Consider the following 13,264-nt stretch of genomic DNA (forward strand, 5'->3'; position numbering starts at 1 on the left):
GCCTAATCAATATACGTTCTGTCATAAATACTGCATATTGAAGGTGTGAGTATGGTCTCAAGGAGAAGTCAATAACTATGTCACTCAATCTCACGACTTTTATTCAAGAGTTGATCTAATTTATTTTTCTGATTATTTTTTACTTTATTGATTCGATAGAACTTTAGTCAATGCACTAACTAGTGCCAAATGCTATAAATCAACAGTTCAGGCCTTGTCTAATCAAATCAATGCGCATGCTGCTCACAAAAAATTGTATATTTTCTGTAGGCGCAAGGAGGAACAAATGTTAATGTCATCTAATCACACTGCCTTTAGACAGTCCATGGCACTCAATATCACTGTGTTCAGGCAATTTATGGCCACTATTTTCTCTGTTATTTTTTTCCTAGTGGCGTTAATACTTACTTTTCTCACCGGAGAAGCCCTTTATCAAGGATTCGTAGGCAATATTGGACTGGTAGAAGCCGTTATTAAATCTATCAACATGGCTATTGTCGTACTAGCAATCTTTGAGCTTGGCTTGGTGGTTAATAGGGAATATGGGTGCAAAGAAGGTGAACAAAACCTCATAGTTGTACTCAGACGTACAGTGCCTCGTTTTGTTAGTATCGTATGTATCGCGCTTGTTCTTGAAGGGTTATTATTAGTTATCAAGTACAGTCAACTTGGACCGGCAAGCAATCTCAATTATTCGGCCATTATAATTATTAGTGCCGCGATACTGCTGGCTGCTCTTGGAATATTTATGCGTTTGACTGACGATAGCCACAACAACCATAACAAAATTCTGTTTAATGACAAAAAGATGCAAGCTGACGGTGAATCAATAGGAAATTCACATCATTCTTTAAACCAATAATATCAATCTAGCTGATTTTCTCTTATTATGTTGGTTAATGACTGACACATCATTTCACATGATACAGCGGTCGATCCAGGTGCGAGGCAAGTGTTAGATGGCCGCAGGACCAACCTCTGCTACGAAAAATAACGCCACCTTCGTTACCTGGAACAGCAATCATGCCCTGTAACGGTCTCACTATTCCGGTAAATGGTTCTTCCATTTCCAAATCAAAACAAAAATGACGCGAAGGCGAGCCGCAGACAATATCAATAATACCGCAAGGTGAAGCTGACAAAGTTAGTTTTGATTTGGAAATGGAATTATTTAAGCTTAATACTTTTTACTGATAGAAAAGCTGATTTGATTTATCGGGAGCCGCACAATGAAGGTTATGAGTATTAACGATATCCAAAAACTGATCAAAATTATCGGCTTGAAAGCCTTCCTTACCAGGCTGATACTATTTCTGGAAAGCGATTTCGCCCGTTGGGACACCTTCCATAAATCTATACGCCATGCGACTTATTTTGCGCACGGCGCTATTGAATTGATGCCTTGTGCAAATGAGCAATTCTATGCATTCAAATATGTCAATAGCTATCCCGGCAATACAGCACAAGGTAAATTGAGCGTGATCGGCATTGGTCAGTTAAGCGATGCCACCACGGGTTATCCATTGCTACTGAGTGAAATGACCTTGTTGACCGCTTTACGTACGGCAGCAACCGGAGCCTTGGCAGCAAAGTATTTGGCCAGAGAAGACGCCCGCTCCCTGGCAATGATTGGTACCGGTGCACAGGCGGAATTTCAGGTGATAGCATTTAACAGCCTTTTCCCATTACAACAGATACGCTACTTCGATATTGATCCAGCAGCGATGGCTAAATTTTCGCGTAATCTGGCCTCCTATGCTTTTGAGCTGATACCTTGTGCCAATGTAGGGGAGGCCATTCACAATACCGATATTATTATTACTGCAACGGCAACAACTAGACGGATGAGGTTGTTCGAATTGCAGGATGTCGCAGCAGGCACCCATATTCACGCCATGGGTGGCGATTCTCCAGGTAAAACCGAATTAAGCCAGACCCTGCTAAAGGCAGCGAAAATCGTGGTTGAATTTATTCCGCAAACACTCAAGGAAGGTGAAGTACAGCAATGTGATGCAAGCGATATTTATGCTGAATTATGGGAGCTCGTCACCAAGCGCAAACGAGGCAGAGAAAACGCTACTGAAATTACCGTATTCGATTCGGTTGGCTTTGCGGTGGAGGATTTCGCAGCGCTGCGTTTAGTATATGAATTGGCTTTAGAGCATCAATTAGGTAGCGAGATCGCGTTGTTGCCTGAGCCAGATGATCCTAAAGACTTGTTCAGTGTATTAATTCCATTTCTAAATCAAAACTGACTTTGTCAGCTTCACCTTGCCGTATTATTTATACTGTGTACGGCTGCCTTCACGTCATCTTTGATTTAGAAATGGAATAACATTTCTTCCTGGCAAGGGAGAAATTGATTGTTAATCTGCATAAAACGTTTCTACAATTGATTTCATCAGAAGTAGCGTTTTAGCGTGTCGATCACTTTCTGGATTGAATTCACTGATTTCCAGAGCACAGAACTTGGCATGATGCTTCACCAAGGCAAGCGCTTCCAGCAGTGCAGCAGCTTTAATTCCAGCCGATACCGGCGTCTCTACGCCAGGTGCATCTTCAGGATCGATTAAATCCAAATCGAGGCTGATACCTATAGTTTTGCAGGTTCTGCTTAATTGTTCGATAGCTGCAAGTAGTGTCCGTGAAAAATCGATGATTTGATCAGCAAACACAATCTTGACGTTTGCCTGTTTTAAAAGAGCGTATTCCCCCGCTTCATAACTGCGAATACCGATCATCAGCAGATTTTCTGGTTGAATAAAGCAGCAGGCTGGATAAATTGTGCCCAGCCGCTCATCCGCTTTGCCTAGCAGCGCAGCAACAGGCATACCGTGTATATTGCCGGAAGGTGTGGTGGCAAAAGTGTTCGCATCCATGTGCGCATCAAGCCAGATTAAGCCAAGTTCGCTGCTGTGCGGCAATGCCTGTAGTACGCCTGACCAGGTACCTAGTGCACAAGAATGATCACCGCCGATTACCAGAAAAGGATGGTGGTTTTCAGTCCAGTGGCGGGTAAATTGACTCGCTTTTTGGTAGAGATGGGCTAATCTGGCCTCTTTTGTGCCTGTCTTTTCGGGATATAGCATATGCCATTGCAGTTGCAAGCCAGTTTGCGTTACTGGCAGCTTAGCAAACTCGTCCCGCAGCAGTTCTGCTGCGTTACCGCAAGTACGCATCGGTCCGCCTAGACAAGAAGCAATCCCTAATGTTTGTATCAGTTTTGTCATAAAATAATGATGGCATAAGCTGAGGATAATGTCTCTAAGACAAGCCAATTTTTGGCATTTTCCCAGCCAAGATGACTAATCACACCCTGCTCACCCGGATAAGAATATATACCCGAACAAGCAGGAATCACTGAGTTACTCAAAGTTCGCAAGACAAGCTCTCCATGCGCTCTGGTAGCAGTCGGCAAAAAATATCAAATGCTACGCAAGCTCAAGGCATGCGATAAATCTGACTGGGCCTCCAAAATTCACCTCGCTCTGTTTCCAGCCTACCATCATAATCACCTGATGTACAAAATGCTCGCATCCTGTTTGCATGTCTATATGTGCCGTATAGCCCTGAAATCAGGCAACCTTCAGCGAGAAGCCGATATTGGTCGCATTGAGATCGGAAGCTGGCTCATCAATAGCATCTTTAAGTTCAGCCGCACTCTTTTGTGAAGCGGTTTGATTGAGAACACTATTGGAGAAAAGCCACTGCGAAAAACTGTGCCACCCAATTCGTGAACTGACCGCAGATGGTTAGCTGAGAACTAGAAGAGTAAAGTGATAAATCCCTTCTAGAGTATCATTATGTACTATGCCGTTTGACAGGAATTGATCAAAAATAATGACAATAAACCTTTTGCTCATCAGCATCTGATGAGCAAGTAGGAGCAAGTTCTAAGTGGAAAATATACAGCAAAGTTATTTCAATCTGCTATGTTAAATTCATAGCACCAAACACTCACGCCGCGCTGCTACTTCAGTGTCATTCCTTAGCAGGTGCCTCTTCCGGCTCGATACTCTCGACTTGCGGAATAGCTTTATGTGGATGCTGTTTGACCATCCGCTTCAATTTATCATCCTTCGCTCGCCCATGAGTGCCGCTTTCCTGCAACTCTATATTCGGTGGCAATTTCTCAGACTCTGGCATTCTGCGCTCAAATTCTGCTTCAGCGGCAAGCCAGTCCTCAAGCTCATACCCCGAAGCGTAACCACGCTTGGCATACTGATAGTAGGCAGCCTCGCGAATCATCGTCTCGCGCTGCTCTGGACTGTAACTTCCTTGCCCTGTAATGTTGGGATCGCTGTTTTGTTTAACGGAAGTGCGTGTCTGTTTAGCCATGTTTTGTCCTCCATCATTGAAGATAAGCAGCACGGACCGAATGAGTCAAATCCTCGTGCTATGCACCTTTCATGGATCCCTGGCTGATTTGCAACTTTAATCATGTGCACCAGGACCATGCAGTATAGGAAAAAATAAATGTTTTTTATTTAACTCTAATATTGCAATAGATTATGACAATACTTTGATTAAAGAAATACGTGCTAGCACGTACTAGCTTGATAAAAATTGTAAGTTTTCTTTTTTGATCAATAGTCTCGCAGCACGCCCAACACTCATGTCTCAAGAGCGTTGGGTTTTATTGCGCAATGAATCCGCAATCAGAGGTAATGACGCTGCAACTGACCACAAAATATAGTGCCACCGCTCGCGAGATAAGCGCTAGATATACAAAATCACACTAGAGGGAGTCTACTCGTCCTTACCCTTGTAACCGTTTACTATTTTTGACAACCGCTGTTGCGTATCAACATGGCCTTTGCGACGAGCCACCCCATAGTGCGTGTTATCTTCTACATTTTCGTTACCCCACTGAAGCCAGCCATGACGACGAAAGCGTGCGAATAACTCAAGATAAGGGCCAGGCGAGCAGGATTCGATCAAATCGTAGATTTCATCAGGTTTGCGAGAGTGTTCCCGTTTCCGGCTTAAAAAAAGATTAACCTGCGTGCGTCCTGGAGAAAGGGTCCGCAGATTGCCGCGTACACCGAATAAAACCAGTTCTGTGACATTACGAAAATAGAAACCCACCCCTCGTCCATCTGGGCCGCCATCTTTGCGAATCTTATACCAAACCAGGTTTGATTTATAGGTAAACCCCCATGCTTCCATTACCTTAAGGCCTTCCTGCAGCAGAGTATTCGGCACCCAAAGATAAAGATGTGATTTGGCAGCTGCAAGCTGGAAAACAGGAAGTTCCATTATATCTTTCAATTCCATGGTGGGATATCTGAGCAACCGTCTGTGCTCTGGTGCCATTTTGCCGGTGCGATTCTGGAACTGCCAAGGCGGATCAGCCAGGATGGTCGAATACTGACCTTCTGCCTTTGCCAATAAATCTTCCGATGGATGCGACTCTGTAATGTGATCTACCTGCGCTACCACGACCAAACTTCCCTTTTCAAAATTATCAAAATAGCGACTTCTTACGAATTGCATTATCACCCTTAGATTCTTTTGACCCATAAAACAACAGAAGAAGCCACTCCAAATGCAGGTTTTCTTTGTGCCATATTTACGCTAAAAACTAACCTCCATCCCGCAGATATTTTTGCAAAAAAGCAGACACCCTGGCTTCGTATTCTTTGGGATTATGCGCGTGGAGATTAATGTGGGCGGCACCTTCAACGATCCACAGCTCTTTAGGTGGATTAGCGGATTCAAACAGGCATTGCGTTTCTGCAACTGTGGGGTGCAGATCTTCTGACCCTGACATGATGAGTACCGGGCTATGTAAGGCAGCAAGATTGGTGATAGGGCGAAGCCGGTCAGCTGTAACGCTCAGCCGGATGGGTAATTGCCAAAGAAATAGCGGCGTAAGCAAACTCCCAAGTGGACCAAGCCGCTTCTGCAGCCTGCGAGCAATGGCTTCTTCAATGGTCGGGTACATTGACTCCAGCACCACAGCACTCGGAGCAGGAGATGCTTTCGAAAGCACGAGCGATGCCGCGCCCAAGGAAACGCCAATCACAGCAATCTTTTCATGTGGAAATGACTCGACCAGATTGCGCATAGCAGCCTCGACTCCTTCAGCCTCCCGATAACCAAAAGTAATATATTCCCCACTACTTTCACCATGGGCAGGAAGATCGATCAACATGACCGAATAGCCCGCCCGCACTAGAAATCTAACGCGGTCCAGCATCTGGCGTCGATCATTGCGCAAACCATGCAACAGCAAAACCACACCCATTCCAGGTTCTCCACGTATGAGCCATCCCGAAACTACCAGCTCGCTCGTTTCATTTGGGGGACTTTGCAATGTAAATGTTTCGACAGGCAAATCCGCCGGGGGACTACCGACAGATCGTTGTGCAGGACGGCAAAGCTCACCTCCAGCCATGATACCGATAGCTATCACTGCGATGCCACAGATAACGATAAGAATGATTAACGCAATGAAAGCTGGCGCATGAACAATGTGAAGCATTGTTTAAACTTGACTGGTAACTAAGGTTGATTTGGCAAGATGCGCATCAATCAGCGGCGCGATCTCTTTAGCATGGACCATGACCAAATTGTGGTCACCGCCTGGCACAATGTGCAAGTTGGCATTTGGCAGCAACGTAGCAAGGCGCAGACCCACACTGACAGGACTGATCGGATCGGCATCACCCCATAACAGCAAGGTGGGAGCCTTGATCTTGTGGAGCTGAGGCGTCAAGTCTTCATCGTATTCCGACAACAAACGAGGGAAAGACGGATGAGCAGCAAGAATGATTGGACGCCAATCCTGCGCCCCAAAGCTCTCCATATCAATTCCGCCTGAGGTAGCCGCCAACACTAAATGGGTGATGAGCTCAGGTTTCTTGAGTGTAGCCTGGATCGCTATGATGCCTCCTATCGACTGTGCGATGATGGCAACAGGTTGATCTACTTCGGCAGCCACTAAATCTACCAAATCATGCATGCTGTTCACCTTGGGATCAGATGGTATAGACCCCAACTCCGGCCATTCCAAGTAAACTTTTTCTGCAGGATAGGTAAGTGAATTAACCACAGGCAGCCAGAACTGGGTATCACCTGATGCACCAGGCAGAAACAAAAGTTTAGACGGCATGGAATTATTCCAAATTGTAAATCATTCTATTTTCACATCAAACATGACGTAAAGGTAAACCGTGGAAGCGGGTCGGTGCATGTGGTAGTCCAAGGCGAGGTAAGCTGCAATGAAGCCGCACGGCCACTTCCCGTAACCAAAGGTGCCACCGCATTTGTGCCTGGAGCAATATACGATGCACGCATAGCTGCTCCCCATTCCGTTAATTCAAAAAATTTCAAAATGCTTCTATAGAGCATGGTTTAACTCCCCAATTAAAAATGCAGGAGACAGCCTAAGGTTCATGGTTCGTCAGGAAAGTAGGTATTCTGAATTTCATTACCAATTATTTGTTACATTCGTTTGGTCCACCAGAGAAAGCAGGAAGATTGCAGCACAGTTCGTTTCGTATGAAGCATACTTACACGGCTGAGATTGATATTACTATCGCTTGGAAGCATTCGAGCTGAATGACTTAGAATACCCCCAGCGGCTAATGAGGATGATAATGCTAACTGCCCTGGAGATTTCATTCTTACCTTCTGGGTATTTCGCACCATTACGGATTGGTGATTCTGCAAGCACATGGCCATATTACAACTCCTTGGAATGGTACGACTATTCCACATCGTTGTGCCTTGCCCTGCACTCGCAAAACCACCAACTTTACTCTATTTAATTAAAACATCCAGGTTAAATGGTCTAGGTTGGGAAAGGATACCCATCCACCATCCCTCCAGCTATGCTGAGAGGTACCTACTTACTACCATTTTAATCCTTTTTGCTGGCTTTAGATTCACGCAGATGACTTGAGGCTTCTTCGGCATGTTTGGTTCCTTCCTCGGCATGCCCCATATCAGCGTGCTTAATGGATTCTTCTAAATGCTCAATCGCCTGATCCATATGCTCATCGGCACCTGATTCCTTAGCTTTTTTAGCATGTTCCAGGCTTTCCTTCGCATGCTTGGACAGCTCTTTAGGATGACCCATTTTTCCGTGCTTTATCGCTTCTTCAAGATGCCGTGTTGCATCTGCTTTATGTTTATTAAACTCTCCAGCTCCAGCTTCTGCATAAGCGGGGATGCTCAAGAAAAATGCCAACATTGCAATTGAAAAAATAGCTGATATTGTTTTCATGACAATTACTCCTTATTTGGTTAAAGATTAATCATGTCAAAACACTTGCAACAATCGTGCCATTCAACTCCACAATTTCCGGAAAAAGAGTCATCTACTGAGTAGCTCTCTCAGATTCGTAGCACGCATTTGCTTTATAACACATATTTCAAGAAAACAATATTGCTTAGGTAGTTTGGCAATTTATCCAAGCAATAGATTGGTATCTCAACTACCCTGGCCTACCCTGGGAATTGATAGCTTCTGTCGACTATGGAGATTGTTTTTATTCACATCATTTTTTCAAATACGTTTATTCTGATCAAGGGGTATAATCACAAGCTCTAATCGATTCATTCAAGATAGCACCCCAGAAACAGCATGCTGAAGATAAGAATTATTTTTCCCATCCAGCATCATACGATCTACATTATTGAAATAATCCATATACTTTCCTTTTTCATGTACTATTGCTCGTCATTCGCTGTCAGTAGTCATGAAATATGGGCCTTGAAAAGCAACATCTTTATTGCTGTGCTAAAAGAGGTCAGTACTCTCTTCCATGCCGCCTAAATCAACATACTTTTTCACGCTGATCAGCGTACGTGCTATCAGTTTTTTCTTGAATAGATCTTCAATAAAGATCGGAACATTTTTCAGCGATACTACGCAACCGTAACGACCCAGGGTTTTGCCTTGACCAAACGAATAGAAGCGCCAAAGACCACGCAAATCTGTAAGGTCATTATCAAATTTTGGATCCAGATTCCAAAAGAAATTAAGCCCTTCCTTATCAAAGGTAAGATTGACACGGTTAATAAGAGTCAAAAAGGCGATTCTTGTTTTAAATTCAACCGTTTCCTGTTGAGGGCGCTTAGCGATGACCTTGGCCTCTTCGAGCTCTTCAAGGTATTTAACCTGATCTTCAATGCGAGAAAGTAATTCCCACGTCTTTTCAGTAGTTTGATTAAAGATAACGGCAGCCTGGATCAATCTCGAGTGTTCTTGCCCAGTCAAATGACTAATAGTAAACACAATCTCGCCACTAGCTAGCCGTTGTCTTTGATCACTATCTAGATCTTTGAGACCATCCGAGCCGAAATCGGGTGTGGCAGCAAGGGACAGCGTTGAGATCAAGCAGAGTATTCCAAAAACAACTTCAATATATTTTTTCACTACACCCATCTTCCTCCTTGAATATCTATTAAATCAATATTTAGTGTAAGTTTCACATAAGTATTAAATTGACATTGAACAAAAATACCTGAAGGGAAGATGCATCACAAGGGTAAATTTGCTTCATTCCATTTCCAAATCCAACATGACGCGCCGGCGAGCCACAGATAGTATCAATCATACGGCAAGGAGAAGCCGCCAAAGTCAGCCTTGATCTGGAAATGGAATCGGGACTATTCTATGAATTAATAGGCAGGTTGATTGCTGAAATATTTTGAATAAACGTATTGTATTATGGTTGGCAGGGTAATAGCATAAAATGCGCCTTAAATCAGGCAAGCACAAAAAAAGTTGATAGCATATACTTATGCCGCTTCTATCTTTGCGCAAGCTTAATGTTGAGCAGGCTGTATAGAATGAAACTGAAGTGATTCGAACGACACAACCTATACGCCTCTACGTTCGCTACATTCGTTCACTTACTACAACCATTTTTCTAACCTTGAAACTAGGCAAAAGGAATAAACAAAATAAAGTAGCCGCACCTGAGAGAATAATGAGAGGCGCTAAATATCCTGCAAACCAGTTAACCAACATCCAGGAGCCCGTCATAGCGGATAACTGAGCGCAGCCATTTATTATCGACATCAGTACGGCAAAAGTAAAGCCTTCCGCTTTCTCGGGACAGGCTCTAGCTGCAAGGGTAAGAATAGCTAGCAGAGCGATCATACTCGTAATGCCAAAAAAGAAGGATAAAGTAATAAACAACAGGCTACTGTAAGAAGTTGGCGTGAGCGCGCCAAGATAGGAAAAGGTGCTAAACGCGCTTGTAAGAATGCTGAAAACAAGCTGAAAATCAATACTGCGATTACTGAGGTACTTTCCATAGAGCCAAGCCCCTAGAATTGAGCCCACTGAGCTTATCGCCCCCAAATGGCCGATAAATGATTGAGAAAAATTGAGCGTGTCAGTCATAAAATAGTAAATAGGAATGCCAAAGCCTGGGCTAAAATTCCATAAAACTAAAAATAATATCGTGGTCCAGAGTAATCGACTTCGGAAAGTTTCACGTAAACCCGCTACTGTGGCTTTTAATGAAGCGACATCCATTGAAGTTTTTTCTTCTTTTACTATCAGCCAACTAAGAATGGCTATGATTGCGGGAGCGGCCATGGTAATGATTGCTGCTGTACGCAAACCTGTACCAGGATCAGCCATTTCCGCTAACCATCCGCCTAATATTGAAGTAACTATTTGAGCGACACAAAGCCAAAACCACTGCACAGCCTGAAATTGAGCAGTCATATTAAATTTCCGGCCGTTTTCTACCATTAAAGCATCAATAATGACATCTGCAGCGGCCGTTCCTATGGCGGTTAAAAGAAGTGCCATAATTAATTGGTCGTTATCTGCTATTTCAGCTAGCCAAAAATAGCCAATGCAAGTAAATAGGTTTAAAACTAACAGCCAAGACTTACGTCGATACCCAAACAGAGAAATAAAATCGCTAACCAGGCCATAAACAGGTTTGATCACCCAGGGAATCGCTAGAACAGCCAGGTAATGAGTTGCACCTAATTCGTTAAATTGCATGACTTCCTTAAGATAATAGTTCAGAGGAAGACTGATAAGGCCTCCCGATTGAGCAATACCTTGCGCGAAATAGACAATACCGAAGAGAAAAACAAGGTGATTAACATAACGGCTGTTAATCGATTGCTGACTTACAAGCGGAGTATTTTCCATAAATGTTACTTCTTAAAAGTGCTATCTTTGGTATGATAAAAATAACTTTACTCAACCAAAAATCTTATTATTCCATTTTCTGCTCAAGTATTTACAAGTGATTTCTTTCCACTAAAAAAACTTTTTACCACATTTTTTCATATCCTTTGATAGGACAAACTAGAATTAGTTTCGTTTCAAGGGTCAGGGTTAGAAACCACATAAAACTAGAAGCCTGAAAAACTGATTTTTATCATGACGACATCTCACTCTCCTCAAAATTTTAGCAACAAGGGAATACTTGCACGTATGGTAGGAGCGATAGGTGTCGTTTACGGTGATATCGGTACCAGTCCGCTTTATGCCATGAAGGAGGCTTTTAGTGGTACCCATGCGCTTTCACCAGAGCCACAGAACATACTGGGTTTTCTCTCATTGGTCTTCTGGGCACTTACTATTGTGGTATCTGTCAAGTATGTACTTTTCATGATGCGCGCAGATAATAAAGGTGAAGGTGGCATCATGGCACTCATTGCATTGACGCAGCGGGTAGGAAAAGCTAATTCACGATTACGCTGGCTGTTATCTTCACTTGGGTTATTTGGAGCAGCACTCTTTTATGGTGACGGAATGATTACTCCGGCCATTTCAGTACTAAGTGCTGTAGAGGGAATAGCCGTTACGACGCCAGCACTGGAATCCTGGGTCATTCCTGTTGCTGTCATTATTTTGGTACTGTTGTTTCTGTTTCAACCACGCGGCACCGCTGGGGTAGGGAAATTGTTTGGTCCAGTCATGGTAGTTTGGTTTTTGGTTTTGGCGTGGTTAGGAGTAGTCAACATCATTCAGTATCCGGTTATACTTCAAGCGATAAACCCCATCTATGGCCTTGATCTGCTGTTACACCATGGATGGTTTGGATTTTTAGTGTTAGGCACGGTGGTGCTGGCGGTGACTGGCGCTGAAGCGCTCTATGCCGACATGGGGCATTTTGGTCGAAAGCCGATCCAGTTTGCCTGGTTTGGATTTGTCTGGCCGGCACTGCTGTTAAATTATTTTGGACAAGGGGCATTACTGATAAGCGATCCGACGGCGGCGCGCAGCTCATTCTATCTGATGGCACCGTCTTGGGCGCTTTATCCCGTGATTGCTCTTGCTACTGCTGCCACAGTCATCGCTTCACAGGCAGTCATTACAGGCGCCTTCTCGGTCACTCGACAGGCTATCCAGCTGGGTTATATTCCTCGCATGCAGATACTACATACTTCAGAGCACGAGATAGGGCAGATTTACATTCCGTTTGTGAACTGGTTTCTAATGCTGGGTGTAGTGGTACTGATAATTGGGTTTGGTTCCTCAAGTAATCTAGCAGCGGCTTACGGCATCGCTGTAACCGGCACTATGGCCATTGACACGCTGTTGGTCTTTTTTGTGATTTATGGCCTGTGGCGCTGGCATTGGACAGCAGCCATCCTCATCATAATACTTTTTCTAGTGATCGACCTCGCCTTTGTCAGTGCCAATCTTACCAAGATCCTTCACGGCGGCTGGTTTCCGCTGCTCATCGCCACAGTTATCCTTACTTTCCTGAACACCTGGAAGAAAGGACGCAGCATTCTGATGCAACGGCTTCAGACGGATGTAATCGATATCGACTTTTTCCTTAGCAACATTGAAAAGGAACCGCCGACCAGAGTACCCGGTACAGCCGTGTTCCTGACCGCTAACTCCACAGGGGTGCCTCATGCCTTGCTTCACAATCTTGCGCACAATAAGGTGCTGCATGAGCAAGTAGTGCTGCTGACAGTGGTCACTGCTGATGTACCTTTTGTACCGGCCAATGAACGCATTGAGATTAAATTACTGGGAAACGGCTTCTATCGCGCGCTATTCCACTTCGGCTACCTCGATCAACCGGATGTACCCGCAACGCTGGCACAATGTGAACTTTTAGAGAAAAAATTCAATATGCTTGAGACCTCATTCTTTCTCAGCCGAGAAACACTTATTTCCACCTCTTTCCCAGGTATGGCACGATGGCGCGAGAAGCTGTTCATTACCATGGCGCGTAACGCTTCCAGTGCCATGACGTTGTTCAAGATTCCAGCTAACCGTGTCATTGAGCTGGGCACACAAGTCGAATTGTGAACC

At 44.2% G+C, this 13,264-nt stretch carries 13 protein-coding genes; 3 read left to right on the forward strand and 10 right to left on the reverse strand.

What is annotated here, in order from left to right; translation table 11 throughout:
• The first annotated feature begins 292 nt into the window (after window positions 1-292).
• Window positions 293-862 carry a hypothetical protein gene (locus AAW31_RS16850; RefSeq protein WP_144413007.1) on the forward strand — a complete coding sequence of 190 codons (570 nt, stop codon included), beginning with the start codon at window positions 293-295 and terminating at the stop codon, window positions 860-862.
• Window positions 863-911: 49 nt separating this feature from the next.
• Here the strand turns inward: AAW31_RS16850 and AAW31_RS16855 are convergent, their stop codons facing one another.
• A complete protein-coding gene (locus AAW31_RS16855; protein WP_046851132.1) occupies window positions 912-1,142 on the reverse strand; it encodes a hypothetical protein in 231 nt (76 codons plus the stop codon).
• Between the two features lie 96 nt (window positions 1,143-1,238).
• Here AAW31_RS16855 and AAW31_RS16860 point away from each other — a divergent pair, with 96 nt between their 5' ends.
• Entirely contained in the window at window positions 1,239-2,255 is a 1,017-nt protein-coding gene (locus tag AAW31_RS16860) for an ornithine cyclodeaminase (RefSeq protein ID WP_200899658.1), read from the forward strand.
• A 111-nt stretch (window positions 2,256-2,366) separates the two neighbouring features.
• On the opposite strand, the gene AAW31_RS16865 is transcribed toward AAW31_RS16860, so the two are convergent.
• From AAW31_RS16865 to AAW31_RS16910, 9 genes are all read right to left on the reverse strand, one after another.
• Window positions 2,367-3,230, reverse strand: coding sequence for an arginase (locus AAW31_RS16865; RefSeq protein WP_046851134.1), 864 nt, complete (start codon window positions 3,228-3,230; stop codon window positions 2,367-2,369).
• 751 nt (window positions 3,231-3,981) lie between these two features.
• Entirely contained in the window at window positions 3,982-4,338 is a 357-nt protein-coding gene (locus tag AAW31_RS19260) for a DUF2934 domain-containing protein (protein WP_052752326.1), read from the reverse strand.
• 411 nt (window positions 4,339-4,749) lie between these two features.
• Window positions 4,750-5,496, reverse strand: a complete 747-nt coding sequence (locus tag AAW31_RS16880) for an MT-A70 family methyltransferase (protein WP_082110587.1) — start codon at window positions 5,494-5,496, stop codon at window positions 4,750-4,752.
• An 88-nt stretch (window positions 5,497-5,584) separates the two neighbouring features.
• Window positions 5,585-6,487 (reverse strand): alpha/beta hydrolase, encoded by a 903-nt coding sequence (locus AAW31_RS16885; protein ID WP_046851136.1) that lies wholly within the window; start codon window positions 6,485-6,487, stop codon window positions 5,585-5,587.
• A gap of 3 nt (window positions 6,488-6,490) precedes the next feature.
• Entirely contained in the window at window positions 6,491-7,117 is a 627-nt protein-coding gene (locus AAW31_RS16890) for an alpha/beta fold hydrolase (RefSeq protein ID WP_046851137.1), read from the reverse strand.
• A 32-nt stretch (window positions 7,118-7,149) separates the two neighbouring features.
• The gene (locus AAW31_RS16895; protein ID WP_046851138.1) at window positions 7,150-7,356 is read right to left on the reverse strand and encodes a hypothetical protein; all 207 of its coding nucleotides are present in this window, start codon (window positions 7,354-7,356) and stop codon (window positions 7,150-7,152) included.
• A gap of 511 nt (window positions 7,357-7,867) precedes the next feature.
• Window positions 7,868-8,233, reverse strand: a complete 366-nt coding sequence (gene smbP / locus AAW31_RS16900; RefSeq protein ID WP_046851139.1) for a small metal-binding protein SmbP — start codon at window positions 8,231-8,233, stop codon at window positions 7,868-7,870.
• A 516-nt stretch (window positions 8,234-8,749) separates the two neighbouring features.
• Window positions 8,750-9,397 carry a hypothetical protein gene (locus tag AAW31_RS16905; RefSeq protein ID WP_046851140.1) on the reverse strand — a complete coding sequence of 216 codons (648 nt, stop codon included), beginning with the start codon at window positions 9,395-9,397 and terminating at the stop codon, window positions 8,750-8,752.
• A 456-nt stretch (window positions 9,398-9,853) separates the two neighbouring features.
• Window positions 9,854-11,134: an MFS transporter gene (locus AAW31_RS16910; RefSeq protein ID WP_046851141.1), complete on the reverse strand. Its 1,281-nt coding sequence runs from the start codon at window positions 11,132-11,134 to the stop codon at window positions 9,854-9,856.
• 234 nt (window positions 11,135-11,368) lie between these two features.
• Between AAW31_RS16910 and AAW31_RS16915 the strand changes: the two genes are divergently transcribed.
• A complete protein-coding gene (locus AAW31_RS16915) occupies window positions 11,369-13,261 on the forward strand; it encodes a potassium transporter Kup (RefSeq protein WP_046851142.1) in 1,893 nt (630 codons plus the stop codon).
• The last annotated feature ends 3 nt before the right edge of the window (window positions 13,262-13,264 follow it).

The organism is Nitrosomonas communis, assembly GCF_001007935.1.
GTDB classification, from domain to species: domain Bacteria; phylum Pseudomonadota; class Gammaproteobacteria; order Burkholderiales; family Nitrosomonadaceae; genus Nitrosomonas; species Nitrosomonas communis.

What these genes read in the sequence shown, in the direction of transcription:
- AAW31_RS16850 (WP_144413007.1), top strand. Translation starts at nt 293, where the DNA reads ATGTCATCTAATCACACTGCCTTTAGACAGTCCATGGCACTCAATATC.
- AAW31_RS16860 (WP_200899658.1), top strand. Translation starts at nt 1,239, where the DNA reads ATGAGTATTAACGATATCCAAAAACTGATCAAAATTATCGGCTTGAAA.
- AAW31_RS16865 (WP_046851134.1), bottom strand. Translation starts at nt 3,230, where the DNA reads ATGACAAAACTGATACAAACATTAGGGATTGCTTCTTGTCTAGGCGGA.
- AAW31_RS19260 (WP_052752326.1), bottom strand. Translation starts at nt 4,338, where the DNA reads ATGGCTAAACAGACACGCACTTCCGTTAAACAAAACAGCGATCCCAAC.
- AAW31_RS16880 (WP_082110587.1), bottom strand. Translation starts at nt 5,496, where the DNA reads ATGCAATTCGTAAGAAGTCGCTATTTTGATAATTTTGAAAAGGGAAGT.
- AAW31_RS16885 (WP_046851136.1), bottom strand. Translation starts at nt 6,487, where the DNA reads ATGCTTCACATTGTTCATGCGCCAGCTTTCATTGCGTTAATCATTCTT.
- AAW31_RS16890 (WP_046851137.1), bottom strand. Translation starts at nt 7,117, where the DNA reads ATGCCGTCTAAACTTTTGTTTCTGCCTGGTGCATCAGGTGATACCCAG.
- AAW31_RS16895 (WP_046851138.1), bottom strand. Translation starts at nt 7,356, where the DNA reads ATGCTCTATAGAAGCATTTTGAAATTTTTTGAATTAACGGAATGGGGA.
- smbP (WP_046851139.1), bottom strand. Translation starts at nt 8,233, where the DNA reads ATGAAAACAATATCAGCTATTTTTTCAATTGCAATGTTGGCATTTTTC.
- AAW31_RS16905 (WP_046851140.1), bottom strand. Translation starts at nt 9,397, where the DNA reads ATGGGTGTAGTGAAAAAATATATTGAAGTTGTTTTTGGAATACTCTGC.
- AAW31_RS16910 (WP_046851141.1), bottom strand. Translation starts at nt 11,134, where the DNA reads ATGGAAAATACTCCGCTTGTAAGTCAGCAATCGATTAACAGCCGTTAT.
- AAW31_RS16915 (WP_046851142.1), top strand. Translation starts at nt 11,369, where the DNA reads ATGACGACATCTCACTCTCCTCAAAATTTTAGCAACAAGGGAATACTT.